The 19,358-nt window shown below is 64.2% G+C and carries 20 protein-coding genes; 16 read left to right on the forward strand and 4 right to left on the reverse strand.

Annotation, left to right across the window (positions count from 1 at the left end):
- Positions 1–195: 195 nt before the first annotated feature.
- Both ACIPV6_RS08450 and ACIPV6_RS08455 read left to right on the forward strand, forming a co-directional pair.
- Positions 196–1,626, forward strand: coding sequence for an amino acid permease (locus ACIPV6_RS08450; protein ID WP_400270571.1), 1,431 nt, complete (start codon positions 196–198; stop codon positions 1,624–1,626).
- Positions 1,623–3,311, forward strand: a complete 1,689-nt coding sequence (locus ACIPV6_RS08455; protein WP_400270445.1) for a flavin monoamine oxidase family protein — start codon at positions 1,623–1,625, stop codon at positions 3,309–3,311. Before ACIPV6_RS08450 ends, ACIPV6_RS08455 begins: the two co-directional genes overlap by 4 nt.
- A gap of 69 nt (positions 3,312–3,380) precedes the next feature.
- On the opposite strand, the gene ACIPV6_RS08460 is transcribed toward ACIPV6_RS08455, so the two are convergent.
- From ACIPV6_RS08460 to purU, 3 genes are all read right to left on the reverse strand, one after another.
- Complete coding sequence (locus tag ACIPV6_RS08460) at positions 3,381–3,902, reverse strand: gamma carbonic anhydrase family protein (protein ID WP_400270446.1); 522 nt, start codon at positions 3,900–3,902, stop codon at positions 3,381–3,383.
- Positions 3,903–3,974: 72 nt separating this feature from the next.
- Positions 3,975–4,634: a class I SAM-dependent methyltransferase gene (locus tag ACIPV6_RS08465; RefSeq protein ID WP_400270447.1), complete on the reverse strand. Its 660-nt coding sequence runs from the start codon at positions 4,632–4,634 to the stop codon at positions 3,975–3,977.
- A 21-nt stretch (positions 4,635–4,655) separates the two neighbouring features.
- A complete protein-coding gene (gene purU / locus ACIPV6_RS08470; RefSeq protein ID WP_400270448.1) occupies positions 4,656–5,504 on the reverse strand; it encodes a formyltetrahydrofolate deformylase in 849 nt (282 codons plus the stop codon).
- Between the two features lie 236 nt (positions 5,505–5,740).
- Between purU and glyA the strand changes: the two genes are divergently transcribed.
- The 9 genes from glyA to ACIPV6_RS08515 all read left to right on the forward strand — a co-directional run bounded on the left by glyA (position 5,741) and on the right by ACIPV6_RS08515 (position 13,506).
- The gene (glyA, locus tag ACIPV6_RS08475; protein ID WP_400270449.1) at positions 5,741–7,033 is read left to right on the forward strand and encodes a serine hydroxymethyltransferase; all 1,293 of its coding nucleotides are present in this window, start codon (positions 5,741–5,743) and stop codon (positions 7,031–7,033) included.
- Positions 7,034–7,166: 133 nt separating this feature from the next.
- A complete protein-coding gene (locus tag ACIPV6_RS08480) occupies positions 7,167–8,060 on the forward strand; it encodes a bifunctional methylenetetrahydrofolate dehydrogenase/methenyltetrahydrofolate cyclohydrolase (protein ID WP_400270450.1) in 894 nt (297 codons plus the stop codon).
- 93 nt (positions 8,061–8,153) lie between these two features.
- Positions 8,154–9,326 (forward strand): sensor histidine kinase, encoded by a 1,173-nt coding sequence (locus ACIPV6_RS08485; RefSeq protein WP_400270451.1) that lies wholly within the window; start codon positions 8,154–8,156, stop codon positions 9,324–9,326.
- Entirely contained in the window at positions 9,323–9,988 is a 666-nt protein-coding gene (locus ACIPV6_RS08490) for a response regulator (RefSeq protein WP_400270452.1), read from the forward strand. The genes ACIPV6_RS08485 and ACIPV6_RS08490 overlap by 4 nt, the downstream gene beginning before the upstream one ends.
- Before the next feature lie 150 nt (positions 9,989–10,138).
- Entirely contained in the window at positions 10,139–10,456 is a 318-nt protein-coding gene (locus ACIPV6_RS08495; RefSeq protein ID WP_400270453.1) for an SHOCT domain-containing protein, read from the forward strand.
- Between the two features lie 158 nt (positions 10,457–10,614).
- Positions 10,615–11,544, forward strand: a complete 930-nt coding sequence (locus tag ACIPV6_RS08500) for an ABC transporter ATP-binding protein (RefSeq protein WP_397324814.1) — start codon at positions 10,615–10,617, stop codon at positions 11,542–11,544.
- Positions 11,537–12,391 carry an ABC transporter permease gene (locus ACIPV6_RS08505; RefSeq protein ID WP_400270454.1) on the forward strand — a complete coding sequence of 285 codons (855 nt, stop codon included), beginning with the start codon at positions 11,537–11,539 and terminating at the stop codon, positions 12,389–12,391. The genes ACIPV6_RS08500 and ACIPV6_RS08505 overlap by 8 nt, the downstream gene beginning before the upstream one ends.
- A complete protein-coding gene (locus ACIPV6_RS08510; protein ID WP_400270455.1) occupies positions 12,388–13,221 on the forward strand; it encodes an ABC transporter permease in 834 nt (277 codons plus the stop codon). Before ACIPV6_RS08505 ends, ACIPV6_RS08510 begins: the two co-directional genes overlap by 4 nt.
- A gap of 90 nt (positions 13,222–13,311) precedes the next feature.
- A complete protein-coding gene (locus tag ACIPV6_RS08515) occupies positions 13,312–13,506 on the forward strand; it encodes a hypothetical protein (protein WP_400270456.1) in 195 nt (64 codons plus the stop codon).
- A gap of 125 nt (positions 13,507–13,631) precedes the next feature.
- Here the strand turns inward: ACIPV6_RS08515 and ACIPV6_RS08520 are convergent, their stop codons facing one another.
- Positions 13,632–13,892, reverse strand: a complete 261-nt coding sequence (locus ACIPV6_RS08520) for a DUF5956 family protein (protein WP_400270457.1) — start codon at positions 13,890–13,892, stop codon at positions 13,632–13,634.
- A 1,239-nt stretch (positions 13,893–15,131) separates the two neighbouring features.
- Here ACIPV6_RS08520 and ACIPV6_RS08525 point away from each other — a divergent pair.
- From ACIPV6_RS08525 to ACIPV6_RS08545, 5 genes are read left to right on the forward strand one after another with little or no spacing between them, the layout of a single operon-like run.
- The gene (locus ACIPV6_RS08525) at positions 15,132–15,698 is read left to right on the forward strand and encodes a hypothetical protein (protein WP_400270458.1); all 567 of its coding nucleotides are present in this window, start codon (positions 15,132–15,134) and stop codon (positions 15,696–15,698) included.
- A gap of 10 nt (positions 15,699–15,708) precedes the next feature.
- The gene (locus tag ACIPV6_RS08530) at positions 15,709–16,542 is read left to right on the forward strand and encodes an exodeoxyribonuclease III (protein WP_400270459.1); all 834 of its coding nucleotides are present in this window, start codon (positions 15,709–15,711) and stop codon (positions 16,540–16,542) included.
- Positions 16,543–16,565: 23 nt separating this feature from the next.
- Complete coding sequence (gene trpS / locus ACIPV6_RS08535) at positions 16,566–17,663, forward strand: tryptophan--tRNA ligase (protein WP_400270460.1); 1,098 nt, start codon at positions 16,566–16,568, stop codon at positions 17,661–17,663.
- Positions 17,664–17,667: 4 nt separating this feature from the next.
- Complete coding sequence (locus ACIPV6_RS08540) at positions 17,668–18,345, forward strand: 2'-5' RNA ligase family protein (RefSeq protein WP_400270461.1); 678 nt, start codon at positions 17,668–17,670, stop codon at positions 18,343–18,345.
- On the forward strand, positions 18,272–19,357 hold the full coding sequence (locus tag ACIPV6_RS08545) for a YihY/virulence factor BrkB family protein (protein ID WP_400270462.1): 1,086 nt from the start codon (positions 18,272–18,274) through the stop codon (positions 19,355–19,357). Before ACIPV6_RS08540 ends, ACIPV6_RS08545 begins: the two co-directional genes overlap by 74 nt.
- Position 19,358 lies beyond the last annotated feature (1 nt).

The following is a 19,358-nucleotide window of genomic DNA, read 5'->3' on the forward strand; positions in this document are numbered from 1 at the left end:
GATGAACACTATAGGTCATTTTGCACCAGCTTGAGAGGTGGCTCACATGCCAGTCTTGATGCGGGGAAACCGACCAACTACTCAGAAGGGACGTCAACGGTGACTGTGCCTGTGAACACCCAAGACCCGACTCCGGCCAGCCTTTCCAGGCCTGGCCTCGGAGCCCAGTTGCTGCGCCGCAAACCCATTGGCCAGATGGTCAGCGAAGCCGGAAGCAGCGAAGGCGGCACGCCCTTGGTCCGCAGCTTCGGTGTCCTGCAACTGACCATGATCAGCGTCGGCGCCACGCTCGGCACGGGCATCCTGGTGATCCTCGGTGAATCCGTGCCGCTGGCCGGCCCCGCCATCTGGATCTCGTTCGTCATTGCCGGCCTGGCAGCGTTGTTCTCCGCGGTCTCCTACGCCGAGATGGCAGGGTTGGTTCCCGTTGCGGGTTCCAGCTACTCCTACTCCTACGCCACGATGGGCGAAGGCATGGCGTGGATCTGCGGGTGGTGCCTGGTGCTCGAGTACGCAGTGTCCGTGGCCGCCGTTGCCGTGGGCGCAGGCCAGTACGTCAACGAGACCCTCGCTGCGTTCGGGCAGGTGCTGCCGGATGCCATGAGCCAGCCGCCGGGCGACGGGGGAGTGGTGAACATTCCCGCGATGGTGATCGTGGTGCTGGCCATGGTGTTGCTGGTTCGGGGAGCACGCGAAAGCGCTTGGATCAACACGGCGATTGTCATTATCAAGGTCGGAATCCTGCTCTTCTTCTGCGCCGTGGCCTTCACGGCCTTCAACGCGGGCAACTTTGAACCCCTCATGCCCATGGGAGCAGCCGGAGTTTCGGCCGCAGCATCACGGGTGTTCTTCTCCTACATCGGCTTTGACGCAGCGTCCACAGCCGGCGAGGAAGCGCGGAACCCGAAGAGGGACCTGCCGCGGGCCATCCTGCTGTCCATGGTGATCGTCACCAGCATCTACGTCCTTGTTGCCGTTGCCGCCATCGGTGCCCGTCCTTGGGGTTGGTTCGATGGCACCGAAGCTGCCTTGGTTCAGATCCTCCAGGAGATCACCCACCAGCCGTGGATGGCGCTCATCTTCTCCGCGGGCGCCGTCCTGGCCATTGCCAGCATCGTCCTCACGGTCCTCTACGGCCAGACGCGCATCCTGCTCTCGATGTCCCGCGACGGGCTGGTGCCCAAAGTCTTCGGCCGTGTTTCCCGCCGCACTGGCACCCCGGTGGCGGGAACGCTGATCGTGGGTACCGCCGTCGCACTTACCGCGGGGCTGGTTCCGCTGGGTGCGCTGGCAGACGCCACCAGTATCGGCACCCTCTTCGCCTTCGCGCTGGTCAACGTTGCCGTGATCTACCTGCGCCGCAACCGCCCGGACCTCAAGCGCAGCTTCCGGGTTCCGCTGTACCCGGTCACGCCGGTGCTGGGCACCCTCCTGTGTGCCTACCTCATGGCAAACCTCGGCGCCGACACGTGGCTCGTCTTCGGCGTGTGGATGCTCGTGGGCATCGCCATCTACTTCGGCTATGGACGCCGGAACTCCAAGGTAGCCTCGCTCAGCGAGCAGGACTACCGTGAACTGACCACCAGGGCCGTGAGCCCGGAACCTGTGAAAGCAGACAACGCATGACCATCGCCACAGAACTCCCCACAGCTGAGAGCCCCGCGGAGGCTCCCATCACCATGCTGAACCCGGACTTTCCGTTCAGCTACGACCATTACCTGGCACATCCGGAAGGCCTGGGCTCCGTCCCCGAAGAACGCTTCGGAACCGAGGTGGCCGTGATCGGTGCCGGACTCTCCGGACTGGTTACCGCCTACGAACTCATGAAGCTCGGCCTCAAGCCCGTTATCTATGAGGCCGACCAGATCGGCGGCCGGCTCCGGACCGCGAGCTTCCCCTCGGCCCCCGGCGTGGTGGCAGACCTCGGCGACATGCGGTTCCCCGTTTCCGGCAAGGCCTTCTACCACTACGTGGACCTCCTGGGACTGGAAACCCAGGACTTCCCCAACCCGCTGGCTCCCGTTACTTCCAGCACGGTCATCGAGTTGGCCGGGAAGAAGCACTACGCCGCGACGCCCGAGGACCTCCCCGCCTTCTTCCACGAAGTAGCCGATGCCTGGAAGGACGCCATCAAGGACGGCGCTGCCTTCACTGAGATGCAGGACGCCATCAAGTCCCGCGACACCAAGCGCATCAAGACCCTCTGGAATGAGCTCCTGCCTGAACTGGATGAGCAGACCTTCTACGGCTTCATCGCTGCCAGCAAGTCGTTCAAGGACGCAGGCTTCGCACACCGTGAGGCGTTTGGGCAGGTCGGATTCGGCACCGGCGGCTGGGACACCGACTTCCCCAACTCCATCCTCGAAATCCTTCGCGTTGTCTATACGGACGCAGATGACCAGCACCGACTCATTGCGGGAGGAGCCCAGCGGCTCCCCGAGGCGCTATGGAACCACGCGCCGTCGGACATCAAGCACTGGCCGGAAGGCACCTCGCTGGCGTCCCTGCACTCGGGTTCGCCGCGCGGTGCCGTGGACAACATCCGCCGGGCAGACTCCGGTGACCTGGTGGTCCGCGAGAGCTGGGGCCGCGAAGCCACCTACCCGGCCGTGGTCACCACGTGCCAGTCGTGGTTGCTGTCCACCCGGATCCACACCGAGGAAGCCCTGTTCCCGTCGGAGCTGTGGACGGCGATCGAACGCTCGCACTACATGCAGTCGTCCAAGACGTTCGTGATGGTGGATCGTCCGTTCTGGAAGGACATTGATCCGGAAACCGGCCGCGAAGTGTTGTCCATGACGCTCACCGACCGCCTCAACCGCGCCACATACCTGCTCGACGACGGCCCGGACAAGCCCGCGGTCATCCTCCTGTCCTACACCTGGAACGACGACGCCCTGAAATGGCTCGCCCTCAGCGCCGAAGAACGGGTCAAGCTCATGCTGCACTCCCTGGAGCAGATCTACCCGGGCGTGGACATTGCCAGCCACATCGTGGGCCAGCCGATCACGGTCTCCTGGGAAGCGGACCCCAACTTCATGGGTGCCTTCAAGGCCAACCTGCCCGGGCACTACCGGTACCAGCAGCGGCTGTTCACGCACTTCAAGCAGGACACGCTACCGGAGAGCCAGCGGGGCATCTTCCTGGCCGGCGACGACGTGTCCTTCACCGCCGGCTGGGCCGAGGGAGCTGTGACCACGGGACTCAACGCCGTGTGGGGCGTGGTGAACCACCTCGGAGGTTCGTCCGCGGCCGGCAACCCGGGCCCGGGGGAGCTGCTTGACGAGCTCGGCCCGATTTCCCTCGACTAAAGACGTTGCGGGGCCTGCTCTGCTCGCTAAATCGCTCGTTTAGCGCGCCGAGCGGGCCCCGCAAGTGTCTTAGGCGCCGTGCATCTCCCGGTGCGCGGCAGCGAGTTCCTTGTAGTGGGCGGCGTTGTGCTTCACGCCCTCGAACTCCTCATCCGTGAGTTCCCGCCGAATCTTCGCCGGCACGCCTGCCACCAAGGAGCGCGGCGGAATGACGGTGCCCTCAAGCACCACGGCGCCCGCGGCGATGAGGGAACCCGTGCCGATCACCGCTCCATTGAGGATGGTGGCGCTCATGCCAATGAGGCAGTCGTCCTCCACAGTGCAACCGTGCACCACGGCGCTGTGGCCAACGGAGACGCGCTCGCCGACGGTGCAGGGGAACCCGGGGTCCGCGTGCAGGACCACGTTGTCCTGGAGGTTGGAGCCTGCGCCCACTTTGATGGCTGCTGTGTCCGCGCGGACAGAGACGCCGTAGAAAGCGCTGGAATCCTCGGCCAACGTGGCCTTGCCAATGATCGAAGCCGTGGGCGCCACGAAGGCTGTTTCATGGATGGCCGGGGTGTCCCCGGCGAAAGTGTAAGAGGGAGCCATGACCCCAGCCTATTGCCCAACTGGGGGACAGCAAACGTCGCTACGAGGGGTCAGAGGGACGTTTGCTGTCCCCTACTTGGGGGAGGGGGTGCGGAGGACCAGGAACTGGTAGTGCTGGGTCCAGTTGCCGGCGCCGGGGCCGGACTCCACGCCAACACCCTCGGGCCACGTGCGGAAATGTTCCACCAAGCCGTGTTCCCCAAAGATCCGCTGCACGGTCCCGTCGCTGCGGCGGCTGAAGAACCGCCGGGGCTCTTCGAGGTCCTCGGGGTTCAGTACTTCCTCGTCGTCACCTGACCAAAGCCCGACGCCGATTGGCGCGCCAGGTGCGCAGACCCGCACGAGTTCGCCAACGACGTCGTGAATCCTGCTGTTGGGGACATGCAGGAGGGTGCTCATGCTCCACGCGGCGTCAAAGACGCCGTCCATAAACGGCAAATGCCGCCCGCTGGCTACCGAACAATCGAGTCCGCAGGAGCGGGCCGCGCGAACACTTTCCGGGGAGAGATCAACGCCGCAGTAATGCAGGCCCGCAGCAACAAAAGCCACCCCCTCCACGCCCGTGCCGCAGCCAAGCTCAAACAGTGAATGGCGGTGCTCGTCCTTCAAGAGCCGAACGAACCACTCGCGGCAGTCAACCCGGTGCGGCGTCAGGGAACGGGTGTTGCGGAGCGCGGCGTGGCGGTCGTAATACACAGCCAAGTCTGCCTCGGGATCAGGAATGCCCCGCATACCCCCAGCGTAGATCTGGCGCTAGTTGAACACCACGGTCCGGGTGCCATCCAAGAGCACCCGGTGCTCGGCGTGCCACTGGACGGCCTGGGCCAGCGTGCGGCCCTCCACGTCGCGTCCCATCTGCACGAACTGGGCGGCGGTCCGGGCATGGTCCACCCGGATGACTTCCTGCTCGATGATGGGACCCTCGTCCAGGTCCGCAGTGACGTAGTGGGCAGTGGCGCCGATCAGCTTCACACCGCGTGCGTGTGCCTGGTGGTACGGCTTGGCACCCTTGAAAGAGGGGAGGAACGAGTGGTGGATGTTGATTGCGCGGCCGTTCAGTTCCCTGCAGAGATCGTTGGAGAGGACCTGCATGTACCGCGCCAGGACTGTCAGTTCAACGTCGTGCTCAGTGATCAGTTTCAGCAGCTCAGCCTCGGCCTGCTGCTTGGTCTCGGCGGTGACGGGGATGTGGTGGAACGGGATGCCGTAGAACTCCGCCAACGACTCCAGGTCGCGGTGGTTGGAGACAATGGCGGGAACCTCGATGGGCAGGGTGCCGGCACGCTGTTGGAACAGGAGGTCGTTGAGGCAGTGCGCGTCCTTGGAGCACATGATGATGGTCCGGACCTTTTCGCCCACGGGGTTGATCTGCCAGGACATCCCGAAGGATTCGGCCACTGGCCTCAGCGCGGCGGCCAGTTCCGCCTGGGGGCTCGACGTCGTTGCCTCCACCCGCATGAAGAAGTTGCCTGTGCTGGGGCTTCCGTACTGCTGCGAATCGGCGATGTTGCAACCTGCGTCAAGAAGGGCTCCGGCGACGGCGTGGACAATGCCGGGGCGGTCAGGGCAGGAAAGGGTCACAACAAATGCGGAGTCAGTCACATGACCAAGCCTACCTGTGCGGCGTTGTTGTACTGTTAACGGGTCGCGACTGGCGTTGGGTGGACTACCACCAGGGAGCGGCAATCACGAAGACCACGGATCGTACGCCTGGGCCGAGGGTCATGTCTTACCGCTGCAGCACGTGACCTATGCCTCCCGTAACGGAGGGGACGGGGCAATGCCGCTGCCGGTAGCCTGACCTGTAGCACCACCCGTTCCCTAGCCAGGAGATCTCCGTGACTACCACTACTTCAGCGTCTGTCAGCAACCAGTCGCTCGCCGAACTCGATCCCGAGATCGCAGCAGTCCTCGACCAGGAGCTTGGCCGCCAGCGCGGCACCCTGGAAATGATCGCCTCCGAGAACTTCGCCCCCCGCGCAGTCATGGAAGCCCAGGGCTCCGTCCTGACCAACAAGTACGCCGAAGGCTACCCGGGTAAGCGCTACTACGGTGGCTGCGAATACGTGGACGTCGCCGAGCAGCTCGCCATCGACCGCGTCAAGGCCCTCTTCGGTGCCGAGTACGCCAACGTGCAGCCGCACTCCGGTGCACAGGCGAACGCCGCAGCACTTTCCGCCATGATCACCCCCGGCGACAAGATCCTGGGCCTCTCCCTGGCACACGGTGGCCACCTGACCCACGGCATGAAGCTGAACTTCTCCGGCAAGCTGTACCAGGTTGCTGCCTACCAGGTTGAAGAAGACACCTTCCGCGTGGACATGGACAAGCTCCGCGAGCAGGCCATCGCCGAGAAGCCGCAGGTCATCATCGCCGGTTGGTCCGCCTACCCCCGCCACCTGGATTTCGCCGCCTTCCGCTCCATCGCGGACGAGGTTGGCGCACTGCTCTGGACGGACATGGCCCACTTCGCTGGACTCGTCGCAGCAGGCCTGCACCCGAGCCCGGTCCCGCACTCGGACGTTGTGACCTCCACCGTGCACAAGACTCTGGCGGGCCCGCGCTCCGGCGTGATCCTGGCCAAGGAACAGTACGGCAAGAAGATCAACTCCAACGTCTTCCCGGGCCAGCAGGGCGGACCGCTCATGCACGTCATCGCCGCCAAGGCCGTTGCCTTCAAGATTGCAGGCAGCGAAGAGTTCAAGGAGCGTCAGGAGCGCGTCCTCGAGGGCGCCAAGATCATCGCCGACCGCCTCAACCAATCCGACGTTGCCGAGGCAGGCGTTTCCGTCCTCACCGGTGGCACCGACGTGCACCTGGTCCTCGTTGACCTGCGCAACTCGCAGCTCGACGGCCAGCAGGCAGAAGACCTCCTGCACTCCGTGGGCATCACCGTGAACCGCAACGCCGTTCCGTTCGACCCCCGCCCGCCGATGGTCACCTCCGGCCTCCGTATCGGTACGCCTGCACTGGCTACCCGCGGGTTCGGCGCTGCGGAGTTCACCGAAGTTGCCGAGATCATCGCCACCGCACTGAAGTCCGGCTCCGCCACCGACGTCGAAAGCCTCCAGGCCCGCGTCGACAAGCTGGCCGCCGACTTCCCGCTGTACCCGCAGCACGAGCAGTGGTAACCAGCCTCTCCCAAGGCTGAGCAAGCATTACCCGGGCACTGAACCGGAGCCAACGGGATCCGCTGCCGCGCCAGGCGGCGGATCCCGTTGGCGTGAGCCTCCACACCAGGTCACCCACCAGAAAGCAGATGGAATGACACAGTCCACCGCACAGATTCTTGACGGCAAGGCCACCGCCGCTGCCATCAAGGCCGAACTGACCGAACGCGTTTCCGTCCTCGCCGGCAAGGGCATCGTCCCCGGCCTCGGCACCATCCTGGTGGGCTCCGATCCTGGAAGCACCTGGTACGTCGGCGGGAAGCACAAGGACTGCGCCGAGGTAGGTATCCAGTCCATCCGCCGCGACCTCCCCGAAGACATCAGCCAGGAAGACCTCCTGAAGGTTGTCCAGGAGCTCAACGAAAACCCGGAATGCACGGGCTACATCGTCCAGCTTCCCCTGCCCAAGCACATCGACCAGGACGCAATCCTGGAGGCCATGGACCCTGACAAGGACGCCGACGGCCTGCACCCCATGAACCTTGGCCGCCTGGTGGCCAACGTGAACGGCGAAATGAAGTCGCCGCTTCCCTGCACGCCCAAGGGCTGCGTGGAACTGCTCCGCCGCCACGGCATCGAGCTCAAGGGCAAGCGCGTCCTGGTGGTTGGCCGCGGTGTCACCATCGGCCGGCCCATCGGCCTCCTGCTCACCCGCAAGGAAGTCAACGCCACGGTGGTCCTGGCGCACACGGGAACGGTCGACCTGCCCGCCGAACTCCGGCAGGCCGACGTCGTGATCGCCGCTGCCGGCGTGCCGCACATGATCAAGGCCGAAGACCTCAAGCCGGGCGCAATCGTGCTCGACGTCGGCGTCAGCCGCGTGGACGACGGGAACGGCAAGGCTGTGGTCACCGGAGACGTGGACCCGGCAGCGGCCGACGTCGCCGCCTGGCTGTCCCCGAACCCGGGCGGTGTGGGTCCGATGACCCGCGCGATGCTCTTGGCCAACGTGGTGGAGAGCGCCGAGCGCCAAGCCGGTATCGCCTGAGAAAACGCTAACAAGACGCCTACTCCTCCGGGAGTAGGCGTCTTGCTCCGTTACGAGGACGCCCTTTGTCCTACCTCCGTCTACTCTCGTTGTATGCGCCCATATCAAGGCCCCTTACTTTCTGAGGGACCTCCCCGCCGCTTCAACGGCCCACCCACTGTTTTCATCGTCTTCACGGTCGCCGTCATCCAGGTGGTCGGCACGCTGTTTTCGGCGAGCCACCAGGAGGCCGGCAGGCCGCTGGATGTGTTCGCAATCCTGCTCTTGCTGGTGGGTCCGGCGGGTTTGGCTTTCCGGAAGCGTTCCCCGGAGCTGATGCTGCCCCTGGCGCTCGTGGCCACGGGCCTGTACCTCGCCTGGGGGTATGCGTGGGGTCCGATCGTGTTGTCGCTGGCTCTTGCCATTGTGCTGACCGCCGCTGCAGGCCTGCGCTGGCAGGCCTGGTTGGGAGCCGGACTTGCTGCCGCCGCCGTGGTGGCCGGAGCCGTGATGGCCGGCGACGACGGCTGGCCGTTCCGCGCCTCGGCGGGCGTGGCGTGGGCCGCGATCCTGGTGATCCTGGGGCAGGGGATCCGGCGGCGCACTGAACGCTTCGCCGAGTACCGGCGCCGCAGGGAGGCAGCAGCGAAGGCCGACCGCGATGAATACCGCCTCACCCTCGCCCGCGACATCCACGACGTCGTGGCGCACTCCCTCTCCATGATCAACGTCCAGGCCTCTGTCGCCCTCCACTTGGGCACTGACGATCCGCAGAAGCTCAGGCCCGCCCTGGAAGCCATCAAAACCGCCAGCAAGGAGTCCCTGACCGAGGTCCGGCAACTGCTGGGCGTCTTGCGGGAAGACGTGCCGTTCGAACCCGCGTCGGCGCCCACGCTGGAGCGCGTGTCCGAGGTAGTCAAGCAAGCCGAACTGGGCGGCCTGCAGGTGCGGCTGGACGACGAAACGGACCCTTCCACCATCGGTCCCGCCCAGCAGGAAGCGGCCTACCGGATCATCCAGGAGGCCCTGACCAACGTCGGCAGGCACTCAGGTGCCCAGTCCGCCGTCGTGCGTTTGCTGGTGCGCAAGGGAACCGAAGGCGGGGTGCTCACCGTGCAGGTTGACGACGACGGCGCCGGCATGGGGCTCTCGGTCCCCGGAAACGGCCTCACGGGAATGCGGGAGAGGGCGGCGGCACTGGGCGGGACGGTCACCCTTTACGAACTGTCGCCCGGGCTGCGCGTCCATGCCCTCCTGCCCCTGCCCACAGAAGGCGGCCAGCCGTGATCCGCATCCTCATAGCCGACGACCACACCCTCATCAGGGCAGGATTCCGCGCGCTCCTGGATGCCGAACCGGATATGGAAGTCGTGGCCGAGGCCGGCACGGGCAGGGACGCCGCACGCCTGGCCGCAAGGGACAAGCCGGATGTGGTCCTCATGGACATCCGGATGCCGGACGACGACGGCCTCACCGCCACCCGCCGGATCCTCGCCAACCCGGCGCTCTCCGGCACGCGGATCATCATCCTCACCACGTTTGAACTGGACGAGTACATCGCCGAGGCCGTCCGGGCAGGTGCTGCCGGCTTCCTGGTGAAGGACACGGAGCCTGCCGAACTGATCCGTGCCGTCCGCGTGGTGCGCGACGGCGATGCCCTCCTTTCGCCGTCGGTGACACGGCGGATCATGGCCCAGTTGGCATCGCACAGCCGGGCTGCGGGGGAACTCCTCAAACTGGACCAGGTCACGGAGAGGGAGCGCGAGGTCCTGGCGCTCGTGGGGGAAGGCCTCAACAACGCCGAGATCGCCGAGCGGCTGTTCATCACCCCGCTGACTGCCAAGACGCACGTGTCCCGGATCATGACGAAGCTCATGGTCAGGGACCGCTCCCAGTTGGTGGTGCTCGCGTATGAGTCCGGCCTGGTCAAACCCGGTTGGAAGGCGTGACGGTACCGGGCCGTCTCCCCGGGGAGTACGGCCGGCCACCAAGGTGACTCCTGACGGCGGACGCCCCACCGGTCGCTGAACGGAAGACTCGAACCAGAGCCGAAAGACGGTTCGCGCCGGGCACCGGCGCAGAGAGTTTGGACCACTGACATGTTCACCGCATTGACTTCACTCGTCGGGGAGACCACGTTCGGGGGAGCCCTGGCACACGTGCCGGCCACCGTCGTCGCGCATGGTCCGTGGGGTGACGGCACCTACTGGCCGTTCTTCCTGATCTTCCCGCTGTTCTGGATCCTCGTGATTTTCCTGTTCATCTTCGTGGGCCGCCGGGCTTGGCGCCGCAACCACAACTGGGTCGCGACCCAGGGCGCCGAGGGAGTCCTGCGTGAGCGGTACGCCCGCGGGGAAATCGACGAAACGGAGTTCCGGCAGCGCCTGGAGGTGTTGCGCTCGCAGCGGCCGGCGTAACCCCCCAGCCTGCGTCACCCTCCCCAACTGGCAGTCAGTTGGGCGAATATCTGCAAGAGCTCTTTCACATATCGGTGGGCGCTACTAGTCTGCTGAGGGTGCACAATGAAGCAACCCGCCCTGCATCCCTCCCGGAATCGCAGCACGGAACGTCCGCCATGAACCCACCCACCGTCATCCGCGCCCACAACCTCACCAAGACCTACGGTGAGCTCACCGCCGTGGACAACATCTCCTTCGAGGTCCCGGCGGGGGAGTCCTTTGGCCTGCTCGGTCCCAATGGTGCCGGCAAGTCCACCACCATGAAGATGATCGGCGGCGTATCCCAGCGGACCTCGGGATCGTTGGACATCATGGGCTTGGATCCCGAGTCCCATGGTCCCGAGGTGCGGGCGCACCTGGGCGTGGTTCCGCAGCAGGACAACCTCGACGAGGAGTTGAAGGTCCGCGAAAACCTGATCGTCTACGGCCGGTACTTCGGGCTCCCGCTGAGCTACCTCCGGCCCAAAGCCGATGAGCTCCTGGAATTCGCCCAGCTGACGGACAAGGCAAACTCCAAGGTGGATGCCCTGTCCGGCGGCATGAAGCGCCGCCTCACCATTGCCCGCTCGCTCATCAACGAGCCCCGCATCCTCCTGCTCGACGAGCCCACCACCGGCCTGGATCCCCAAGCCCGCCACATCCTCTGGGACCGCCTTTTCCGGCTCAAGGAAAGCGGCGTCACGCTTATCCTCACCACCCACTACATGGACGAGGCAGAGCAACTGTGCGATCGGCTGATCGTGGTGGACAAGGGCCGGATCATGGCCGAGGGTTCGCCGGCCAGCCTGATCCGCGAGCACTCCTCCCGCGAAGTATTGGAGCTCAGGTTCGGTTCCGAGCGCAACGCGACCATCGGCGTCGAACTTGAAGGCATTGGCGAGCGGCTCGAAACGCTGCCCGACCGCGTCCTCATCTACGCCGACGACGGCGAAGCCGCGCTGGAGCAGGTCTCTGCCCGCGGTTTGCGTCCGCTGACCTCCTTGGTGCGCCGGTCCTCCCTGGAGGACGTGTTCCTGCGGCTCACGGGCAGGAGTCTCGTTGACTGAGGATGAGCTCACGACGCCGGCGCGGCCATTGCGCGCCCACTCACCTGCCGTCTCGGCCGCGAGGGCGAGGAGGTGGGGTTCGTTCTTCTACGCCGAGCAGGTGCTCCGCGTCATGCGGAACTACGGCTGGTCCGTGGTGCTGTACAGCGTGGGGCAACCGGTGGCTTACCTGTTCGCCATGGGAGTGGGCCTGGCCAGCCTGGTGGACGCGAACAGTGAATCGGTCTTCGGAGGGGTCAGCTACCTGGAGTTCGTGGCTCCCGCCTTGTTGGTGTCAGCCGCGGTGATGACGGCCTCCGGGGAGTTCTCCTATCCGATCATGGACGGCTTCAAGTGGCGTCGGGTCTTCTACGGGCCGCACGCGTCACCGCTGGTCCCGCAGCAGATTGCCGCCGGTCACATCATGGCCAGCAGCCTGCGGTTCCTGCTGCAATCCGTGGTGTACTTCGCGGTGGTGGCCATGTTCGGTGCTTCGCCCGGTCCTTGGGGTTGGGTTTCGGCGATCGTGGCTACGGTGGCCGCCCTGTCCTTTGGCTTGCCGCTCATGGCGTACGCCTCCAGCATCACCCAGGACAAGGGGCAGTTCGCCTTGGTGCAGCGCTTCATCGTGATGCCCTTGTTCCTGTTCTCCGGCACGTTCTTTCCCCTGGACACGCTGCCGCTGGCTGTCCGATGGATCGGCTGGATCTCCCCGGTCTGGCACGGGACGGAGTTGGGCCGGGTGTTCACGTACGGGATGGACGAGAAACCCTTGCTGACACTCACGCACGTGCTGTACCTCGTGGCCACCGCAACGGTTGGCTTCATCCTGGTCCGCCGGCAGTTCGTGAAAAGGATGGGCTCATGAGTGTCCTTACCGGCGGGCACAGCGCCACCGACGTGGCCCGCGAACGGAAATTCGGCCCCCTCTACTCCCGCAACGCCAAGGCCGTGGTGGCCCGTGGACTGATGGCGGCGAAGTCCAGCACGTGGCTGGTGCTCTTGTCCGGCTTCTTCGAGCCGGTCTTGTTCCTGCTGGCCATGGGCGTGGGGATGGGCTCCATCGTGGGCACGGTCCAGGGCCCTGGCGGCGAGGAGATCAGCTACGCGGCGTATATCGCCCCGGCCCTCCTTGCGGTCTCGGCCATGAACGGCGCCATCTACGACTCCACGTGGAACGTCTTCTTCAAGATGAACTTCGCCAGGCTCTACCAAGGCATGCTCTACACGTCCCTGGGTCCCCTGGACGTTGCCATCGGTGAGATCTTCCTTGCGTTGCTCAGGGGCCTGCTGTACGCCACCGGATTCACGGCAGTCATGGGCGTCATGGGTTTGCTGACCACGTGGTGGGCCATCCTGGTGATCCCGGCCTCGGTGCTCATCGCCTTCGGTTTTGCGAGCTTCGGCATGGGCATCACCAGCTTCATGAAGACCTTCCAGCAGATGGACTGGATCAACTTCTTCCTGTTGCCCATGTTCCTGTTCAGCGCCACGTTCTACCCGCTCAGTGTGTATCCGCAGCCCATCCAGTGGTTCATCCAGGCAATGCCGCTGTGGCACGGCGTGGAGTTGCTGCGCCAGATCAGTGTTGGCGTCTTTACCCCTGCCACGGCCATCCATGTGGGCTACTACCTGGTGATGATCGTGCTGGGCATCATGCTGACCACTGGAAGGCTGCGCCAGCTCTTCCTCAAGTGATAGAGCCGGCGTAGCCGCTGGGCTAAGGCTGTCTTGATCTCCGCCATGGTCAGTTTGGCGTTGCCCCGAACGCCCCACGAGCACAGGCACATGACCGCCAACGGCGCGCCCTCCCGCCAGGTTCCGAAAACCAAGAGGGTGCTCATGCATGCCGAGGAGGGACAGGCTGATAAGGTGGCTTTTGCGTTTCCCTTCGGCGGAAATGACCCGTCCATCAGCCCGGGCCAGCCCATGCTGAACATGCAGGTAACCCTTGCGGACCACGAACGGGAGCTGATTACCTAAAGATTGAACACCGGAATACGCGGTGCAGAGCCCCCGCGATTGTTGATGGGTAGCACTCTTGCCTGCAGCCTCGGTTGCAAAAGTACCACGACCACGCCTGTGAGATCACGGCCGCCGTAGGCAAGTCAGTGCGCGTAGAACCGTTTCGTGGTCTCCTGAAAAACCCGTAATACTTCGATGGGCGTGGGTGCGATTGAAGCCCCTAGCCGGATTCCCTCGTTGAGTTGATGGTCGAGGTCTTCCAGTGACTTGCCTGACGGTAGTCTCAGATACCAATTGAAACCGCGGGGACGAGGCGGGATCGACGCTCCGGCAATGTATTCGTCGATAGTGTCATCAATCTCTTTTTGATACCGAGTCTGATCTACCTTGAGTGCTCGAATCACATTATTTGGTCCTGCAGCAACAATGAGGAGCGAATGCCATCCCGTCTCTGTGAGCGTGACCCAGTCGGTTGGCGCGTCAGAAGTGGGAAACTCTTGCCAGTCGATAACCTTCTCCTATTTCACTAGATCGGCAACTAGTACTTGCAATTTCCCGTCTTGGGGCAATTGAAGGATTTATTTGTTAAGGGTGCCGCCTGGTACAGGTTGTAGCCCGATGGCAGGAACGCAGTCGTGAACTGAGTAGTGTACGCGTTGGCGTTCGCCAAGTAGTTTCCGTATTTCAGGCCCGATGTGTAACGGCGACCTGACTGAGTCACGGTGAACGGCAGGAGGGCGAGCTCTTGGCACGGTTGCGCATTTCATGGAATTCCAGAGCCTTTTGCCCGCGGGAGTCCCTTTTTGCCTTACCTTTGGAATCACGCTGCACGTAAAGACCTTCCGCGGTACAGGTCCACTGCTGCAGTTTCTGTCTCACAGCCTCGGACACGCATGGCTACAAGGTTTTGTCTACCTCAACTACTGCTGCACTTGCCGAGGCGGCATTGAAGCCGGATGCAAGCACACCAGCTACCAGTAATAAAGCATAAAATGAGGATGAGAAGTGATGCGAAAATTTCATCTAATTCCCCAAAAGTAGATTGATGCACCGCGAATGTGGATGCTGCGAGTAACCTACGACACAGAACTTACTAGTCGCAAGCAAGATATCGTTGTGAGGTTACTTTTGAGTTACACGAAAAGGTCCTGGGCCTTCGCGAGGAAGGGCTATTTCTGAGGCATCCAGCAGCATACACGCGGGTGTGGGGCTGAAAACGTCAACCGTCCCGTAACTGTGACAGGTTTGCACGGCGCCGATGGCACGATTCGTTGTACCAGGTCAAAGTACTAGAGGCTCACCAGGAAACCCGCTACTTGGACATCATCAGTTAGCCGACAGCGACGAGCCATGCCGGCCACCTCGACCACCGTCGTCCAGACCACAGCGCGTCGGCTGTGGGACACCATCGCTTTCGGATATCAGTCGCTGCGGCTCCTGAAAAGTCATTGAATTTTCGTCGTTCGCGGCGGTGGCAGCCCTGGCCGCTACTTTGTGTAAACTCGTCGAAGGGGCGCCGGAGACGCCTCCGCTCCTACTGCCGGCACGGTTCCTGCAGCGCGAATCAACCACCCGCGGATGACCCTGTTCGCCGTGCGTGGAAGCCGGTCCGGGCACCTGCGGGCGTTTGAGACAATGGACCCATGCAATCTCTCGGTGACCCGCACCCCTCCACGTCCACGTCCGCCCGCGGCCCCCTCAAGGGCTTCCGCATCGGCGGCCTGGGGATGACTGTTGTCATCATCGCCTTCCTGGTCGCGGTGATCTTCGCGGCCAACCAGAACGACGTCGTGGGCTGGGTCGTTGCTGTTGTCTCCTTCGGCTGGCTCGCGCTCGCAGCGTTCGTCGTGTTCAGCATCCAGCGGGCCGCAAAGCGGGCCGGGGCCAAGCTGACCGAAGCGCAAAATGCCTTTGCCGCGGCAACCGGCCGCGCGCCGTCGTCGTCCTCCGCGGACCATGGCGGCACCCGGGTGGTGGCCGAACGGAGCCAGGCGGACGAGGTACGGGACCTCAAGCTGGACCACTCCTTCAAGATCGTCCAGGTCCAGGTCCGGGTGGTGGAAGACGAGCGCGCCAAGGGTGCCGATGCCAACCAGGACACCATCAACCGCGCCCTGGAAACCATCGCCATCACGTCCACCAACGCACGGGACATGATCAAGTCCCCGGGTGACTCCGACGAGCCCGTGGCCGGAACCATCATCGACTAGAGTAGAGCGGGTGAGTACGGCATTGAAGAAGGATTTCCTTCGCATCGCATCGGTCAACGTCAACGGCCTGAGGGCTGCCTACAAGAAGGGCATGGCGGAATGGCTGGAGCCGCGCGAAGTGGACATCCTTTGCCTGCAGGAAGTCCGTGCCCCTGACGGGATCGTCAACTCGCTGATCGGTGAGGGCTGGTACATCCTCCACGCCGAGGCCGGAGCCAAGGGCCGGGCGGGCGTAGCCATCGCTTCACGCCAGGAACCCACTGCCACACGGATCGGCAATGGAGACGAATACTTCGATACCTCCGGACGCTGGGTCGAGGCCGACTTCGCCCTGCGGAACTCTGCGGGTGAGGCAACCACGCTCACCGCCGTCAGCGCCTATGTGCACTCCGGTGAGGCCGGAACGCCCAAGCAGGATGACAAGTACCGTTTCCTGGACGCCATGACCACCCGCTTGCCTGAACTGGCCAAGCACAGCGATCACGCACTGGTGGTGGGCGACCTCAACGTGGGTCACACCGAACTCGACATCAAGAACTGGAAGGGCAACGTCAAGCGTGCCGGCTTCCTCCCGGAGGAGCGTGCCTACTTTGACCGCTTCTTCGACGAAGAGATCGGATGGAGGGATGTCCACAGGGGCCTGGCAGGAAATGTCGCCGGCCCCTACACCTGGTGGTCCCAGCGCGGCAAAGCCTTTGATACTGACACTGGCTGGCGCATCGACTACCACCTGGCTACTCCCGCACTGGCTGCCGCAGCTTTCTCGGCAGTAGTGGACCGGGCGCCTTCGTGGGACACCCGCTTCTCCGACCATGCACCGGTGGTTGTTGACTACCGGCTCTAAAGCTTGACGAAAGTTTTTACCCCATGACTACAGCTGAAACTGACGCAGCCGTTCTTCCGGCCGCCAATCCCGTGACCTCCACCAAGCTTGCTGCCGGCGCCAAGCACCGCGTGCTTTCCGGCATGCAGCCTTCGGCGGACTCCCTGCACCTGGGCAACTACCTTGGCGCCCTGGTCAACTGGGTCCGCATGCAGGACGAGTACGACGCCGTCTTCTTCATCCCGGACCTGCACGCCATTACGGTCCCGCAGGACCCTGCCGAACTCGCACGCCGCACCCGCGTCACCGCAGCACAGTACATTGCCGGTGGCGTGGACGTGGAGAAGTGCACGCTCTTCGTCCAGTCCCAGGTTCCCGAGCACGCGCAGCTGGCTTGGGTCCTTAACTGCATCACCGGCATGGGCGAAGCCGGCCGCATGACCCAGTTCAAGGACAAGGCCCAGAAGCAGGGCTCGGACCACGCCAGCGTTGGCTTGTTCACGTACCCCATCCTGCAGGCCGCGGACATCCTCCTGTACCAGCCGCACGGCGTGCCGGTGGGCGAGGACCAGCGCCAGCACGTGGAGCTGAGCCGGGACCTCGCCAACCGCTTCAACAGCCGGTTCGGTGAGACGTTCCAGGTGCCCGAGGCCTTCATCCAGAAGGAATCGGCCAAGATCTACGATCTCCAGAACCCCACGGCCAAGATGTCCAAGTCTGCGGAATCGCCGGCGGGCCTCATCAACCTGCTCGACGACCCCAAGACCGTGGCCAAGCGCATCAAGTCGGCCGTGACGGACACCGAGACCGAAATCCGCTACGACCGCGAGAACAAGCCCGGCGTTTCCAACCTGCTGACCATCTACTCGGCCATCAGCGGTACCCCGGTGGAGAAGATCGTGGCCGACTACCAGGGCAAGATGTACGGCCACCTCAAAGTGGACCTTGCCGAACTCGTCTCAGGTCACCTGGCCCCCATCCGGGAACGCGCCAACGAACTCCTGGCCGACCCCGCCGAGCTGGACCGCCTCCTGGCCCTCGGCGCGGACAAAGCCCGCGGGATTGCCTCCGCCACCCTCGCCGACGTCTACTCCAAGGTTGGGTTCCTGCCCTACCGCGGGGTAGAGCAGGGAGTCCGCTAAATCCATGTGCGCCGCTGGTCAGCTCAACGTCCAGGCCGACTCCCACCAGGGTGCCGGTCCGGACGGTTCGCCCCAGCCCGCTGTCACCGGCACCGGTTGCGGTGCCGGTGACGCCATGTGCGTGGGCGTGATCCTCGGATTCCCGCCGGACATCGCGCAGGAACTGCAGGATTGGCGGGCGTCGTTCGGCGATCCCATGGCCGAGGTCATTCCGGCGCACATCACCCTGATCACCACGACGCCCACGCAGGACTGGGAAGCCACCCGGGACCACGTGCGGGCGGTAGCGCAGACCCAGCCGCCGTTCACCATCACCATTTCCGGTACGGGTTCCTTCCGTCCGGTCTCGCCCGTGGTGTTCGTGAACGTGGAGCAAGGCTTCGAGGAATGCGTGCAGCTCCACGAGAAACTGCAGTCCGGTCCCTTGGAGCGATTGCTCCCGTTCCCGTACCATCCACACGTCACTGTGGCCCACGACGTCGCGCAGGAAAATCTTGACGAGGCCGAAACGGTGCTCAGTGATTACCGGGCCACCTTCCCAGTGGTTAGCATGGGACTTTACGAGCACGACACCAATGGAATTTGGCAGCTACGGGAAGAGCTCGACTTTGGCGGCGACAGTGACGAAGACCAGCAGGCGGAATCCACGTCAACAGGCGGGCAGTCCTCCGCTGCCAACTGAGCTGGCGAAACTCAAACTCGAACTCCTCCACAAGCGGCAGGACTGGGGCCACAGCAAGCGTGCCGGTGACGGCTTGGCCAAGAGAGCGGGCGCCTTCTTTGCGTTGGCCCTCGCCAAGCTGAATACCAACCGGGCCATGCGTTCCTTCCAGCACTACTCCCGGCAACACGGGCCGCTGTTGAGTGCCGGCATCGGATTCAACATGTTCTTCTCGGTGACCGGCCTCCTGACCACCGGCTTCGCCATTGCGGGCATCGTCCTGGGCGGCAACCCGGTCCTGGAAGACGCCGTGATCCGCAGCGTGGCTTCGGCGGCGCCTGGCCTCCTGCAGGTCAACGGCGGGGAAGGCCTGGTGGACCCGCAGACGCTGTTGAACCCGTCCGGTCTCGGCTGGACAGCCGCCATCGCCGCCGTCGTTACCATCTTCACTTCGTTGGGCTGGATCGCGAGCGTCCGGGAAGGCGTGCGCGGAGTCATGCAGGCGGACCCCCTCCAGCGCAGCGCCGTGTTGCAGAAGCTCGTGGACGCCGGGACCTTGCTGCTCCTGGGGGTCATCCTGGTGGTCAGCGCCGGTGCCTCGCTGGTGTTCGGTACGGCCGCGGACTGGATCTTTGATGCACTCCGCCTGGATGAGGCCATCGCCGGTCCCATTGCCGCCGTCGTCAAGATCGTGGTCCCGCTCCTCTTGAACTGCGCGACGGCGGCAGTGTTGTTCCGTTTGGCCGGTGGACTGAAGCTTGGGCGCCAGGCGTTCCTGGAAGGGGTTGTCCTGGCAGGCGTCGGGACCACGGTCCTGCAGTTCTTCAGCACCGAACTTCTTGCCCGCGCGGGGAACAACCCGGTCCTGGCTTCCTTCGCGATCATCATTGGGTTGCTCATCTGGTTCAACCTGGTCAGCCAGGTGTACCTCGTCTCGGCAGCATGGTCGGCCATTCGGGAGGCTGACGTGGAGGCAGGGGAGATGCCGCGCAAGAGGTTCCTCGGCGCCCGCCGGGCCACCCCGCAAACCTGAC

It is taken from the genome of Paenarthrobacter sp. NPDC089988 (genome assembly GCF_044748465.1).
Lineage (GTDB): Bacteria > Actinomycetota > Actinomycetes > Actinomycetales > Micrococcaceae > Arthrobacter.